At 77.6% G+C, this 2244-nt stretch carries 3 protein-coding genes; all 3 read left to right on the top strand.

Annotated features, from left to right (window positions below; all coding sequences use genetic code 11):
- On the top strand, positions 1–824 hold an 824-nt coding region (locus tag EOE48_RS29495; protein WP_187371586.1), incomplete at its 5' end, for an MBG domain-containing protein.
- A gap of 26 nt (positions 825–850) precedes the next feature.
- Positions 851–1639 carry a SapC family protein gene (locus tag EOE48_RS28375; protein ID WP_127734218.1) on the top strand — a complete coding sequence of 263 codons (789 nt, stop codon included), beginning with the start codon at positions 851–853 and terminating at the stop codon, positions 1637–1639.
- Complete coding sequence (locus EOE48_RS28380; protein ID WP_127734219.1) at positions 1636–2244, top strand: invasion associated locus B family protein; 609 nt, start codon at positions 1636–1638, stop codon at positions 2242–2244. Before EOE48_RS28375 ends, EOE48_RS28380 begins: the two co-directional genes overlap by 4 nt.

The following is a 2244-nucleotide window of genomic DNA, read 5'->3' on the forward strand; positions in this document are numbered from 1 at the left end:
TCGCGGTGACGGGCGGCAACGGCTCGGCGGCGAACTACGCCCTGCCGCCAGCCGCCACCCTCACCATCGCCCCGGCGGGCGTGACCGTGCGCGCCAACGACGGGCGCTCGACCTACGGCGACGCCCCGGTCGATCCGGGCCTGTCGGCCACAGGCCTCGCCCCCGGCGAGGGCGTCGGCGTGCTCACCGGCCTGTCGAGCGGCTTGCGCCTCGACGCCGCCAGCCCCGCCGGCACCTACCCGCTGACAGTGACGGGCTGGCTCGCCAATCCCAACTACCGGATCGTCGCGACGCAGGCCGGCACCTTCACGGTCGCGCCGCGCCCCCTCGTGGTCACCGCCGACCCGCTCACCCGCCTCGTCGGCGATCCCGACCCGGTCCTGACCTACACGCTGGGCGGGCGCGGGCTGGTCAACGGCGACCGCCTGACGGGAGCGCTGGCGAGCACGGCCGGGGCGGACGGCGCGCCGGGCCCGTACCGCATCACCCAGGGCAGCCTCGCGGCGCCGGCGGACTACGTCCTCGACTTCGTCGGGGCCGAGCTCGCGGTGCTGGCGCGGCCGTCCCGGCCCGCGCCGGTCGCGGTCGCGGTCGACGCCACGGGCCTGGCCAGCACCGCCGAGCGGGCCGCGCGCCTCGACGCGCGCCCGGTCGAGCCGGACCTGCCGCTGCGGCTCGTGGCCGGGCCGGAGGGGGTGCTGCGGGTCTCCGACCCGCGCTTCGACGCCACGCTGGTCTGCACCGGCCGGCAGGGCGGCTGCTTCCTGGCGCCGCTCGCCCCCGCCCCGCGCCCCCAGGCCGGCCCGCCCGCCCCCGCCCCCTGACCCACGAACCGGATCGGCCCGCCCCGATGAGCCTCCTGCCCCTGTTCTACCGCGCCGCCGTCCCCCTCGACCGCGAGGTCCACCGCGACTTGCACCTCGCGCGGCCGCAGCGCTTCGGCTTCGCCCGCATCAGCCACCTCGTTCCGGCGGTCGTCGACGAGTTCGAACCGGCCTGCCGCCACCTGCCGATCCTGTTCGTTGCCGAGAGCCACGGCCCGACCCCGGTGTTCCTCACCGGCCTGGTGCCCGGCCGTTGCGCCCTGGTCGACGAGGCCGGCGCCTGGAGCGGGCGCTACCTGCCGGCCTACCTGCGGCGCTACCCCTTCATCCTCGGCGAGACCGGCGAGGCTCCGCCGCTGGTCTGCCTCGACGACACCAGCGAGGCGGTCCGCCGCGAGGCCGACGCGGCGGATCCGCCCGGATACGCGCCGCTGTTCCAGGGGGACGGCCGCGACACCCCGCTGCTGCAGGAACGGATGCGGCTGATGATCGAGTACGCGGAGGCGGCGCGGCGCACCGCGGCGTTCGGCCGAACGCTTCAGGATCTCGGGCTGCTGCGGGCCGTCACCGTGCAGGGGCGGGATCCGGCCACCGGAGAGAGCCACGCCCTGCATGGCGTGCTCGGGGTCGACGAGGCGGCGCTGGCCGCGCTGCCCGGGGACGGCCTTCTGCGCCTGCACCGGGAGGGCGGGCTCGCGGCGGTTCACGCCCATCTGGTCAGCCTGCAGGCGGTCGCCGACTTCGCCCTCGTCTTCGCCCCGCCGGAGCCGGCCGGCCCCGCGCCCGCCGCCCGGGTCCAGGACGCCGCCGCATGATCCCCTTCCCGGCCCGGAAGGCCGTCCGCTCGCGCCGTTCCGGCCTCGCGGCCCTGCTCGGTCAGGCCCCGCCGGACGCCCAGTCCCAGGCGCCGGGCACCAAGCCGTCGGCGGCGCAGGGCGCGCCGCCGGTCCCGGCCGAGCCCGGCACGACCACCGCGAGCTACGGCGACTGGATGCTGCGCTGCCAGCGCGTCGGCACCGGCGAGGCCGCGACGCGCCTGTGCGAGGTCTCCCAGGTGGTGCAGGTGCAGGGACAGACCGCCCCGATCGCGCAGGTCGCGGTCGGCCGCGCGCCGGGCGAGGCGGAGCTGCGCATGACCGCCCTGCTGCCGGCGGCGGTGAGCTTCCCGTCGAGCGTGCGCATCGCCCTGGACGAGAAGGACCTCAAGGCCCCGGTGCTCGACCTGCCCTGGCGGCGCTGCCTGCCCGGCGGCTGCCTGGCGGACGCTCCGGTCAGGGACGAGGTGCTGAGGCGCTGGCGCGGCACCGAGCAGCCCGGCCGGATCCTGATCCGGGATGCCGGCGGCCAGGAGGTGACGATCCCGCTCTCGTGGCGCGGCCTCGCGCCCGCCCTCGACGCCCTCGCCCGGGAGCGCACCTGA

The organism is Methylobacterium oryzihabitans, from assembly GCF_004004555.2.
Lineage (GTDB): Bacteria > Pseudomonadota > Alphaproteobacteria > Rhizobiales > Beijerinckiaceae > Methylobacterium > Methylobacterium oryzihabitans.

Bases quoted from the DNA above. Each gene is read 5' to 3' on its own strand.
- EOE48_RS28375 (WP_127734218.1), top strand. From the start codon at position 851: ATGAGCCTCCTGCCCCTGTTCTACCGCGCCGCCGTCCCCCTCGACCGC.
- EOE48_RS28380 (WP_127734219.1), top strand. From the start codon at position 1,636: ATGATCCCCTTCCCGGCCCGGAAGGCCGTCCGCTCGCGCCGTTCCGGC.